Origin of the sequence: Klebsiella sp. C349492 (genome assembly GCF_042055345.1) — a bacterium.
In the GTDB taxonomy this organism is placed as follows: Bacteria; Pseudomonadota; Gammaproteobacteria; order Enterobacterales; family Enterobacteriaceae; genus Klebsiella; species Klebsiella scottii.
In genome coordinates, this window is sequence record NZ_JANQCE010000028.1 from 1 (window position 1) to 547 (window position 547).

A 547-nucleotide genomic window follows, 5' to 3' on the forward strand; every position below is an offset into this window, starting at 1 on the left:
ATTAATAACCCGCAGTTGATGGCGCCAATTAACTGCCTGATGCGTGCCGGTCTGACCGTAGTCGATTTTCATGATTTACGCCGCCCCGTGATTGAAGTTGAACGGCCGCTGAAATCATGGGAACACGATGCAGTAGAAATTACAGAGAATAAAGACGGCGTGAAAAACACGGTGAAAATGACCATTTTCCGTGGCGCTCACATTATCTGGCGTGAAATGACTTCACATAAATAAGGATGGTTTTATGACGGTGAAATTGGTTTTAACGATAGAAGAAGATGAATCCGGTATTAGTTGCCAAATCCAGGGTGATGGGTTCTGTACTAAACGAGAAAAGGCTTTGGTTGAAAGCGTTAATAACGCGATTGTTGAGTGTGTAAAAACACATTCAGTGAACCCATCAGAAGTGAAGGTTTTAAAAAACGAACAGCGAGGTAATAAGAATGTCCACTGAAAAAAATATCATCCCTGACGGCTATATGGCTGACCGCAAGGGCCGTCTGGTGCCAATTGAGCAGGTTTCCCCTTTTGATCAGGAAATGGATGC

The 547-nt window shown here is 43.7% G+C and carries 2 protein-coding genes; both read left to right on the forward strand.

From position 1 onward, the window contains the following. Nucleotides 1–234, forward strand: a 234-nt coding sequence (locus NWP14_RS27810; RefSeq protein WP_375216321.1) for a hypothetical protein, incomplete at its 5' end; no start/stop codon positions are given. 10 nt (nt 235–244) lie between these two features. Further along, nucleotides 245–454, forward strand: a complete 210-nt coding sequence (locus tag NWP14_RS27815; RefSeq protein WP_375216322.1) for a hypothetical protein — start codon at nt 245–247, stop codon at nt 452–454. The last annotated feature ends 93 nt before the right edge of the window (nt 455–547 follow it).

Excerpts from the sequence above, each read along its gene's own strand:
- NWP14_RS27815 (WP_375216322.1), top strand. The coding sequence starts at position 245 with ATGACGGTGAAATTGGTTTTAACGATAGAAGAAGATGAATCCGGTATT.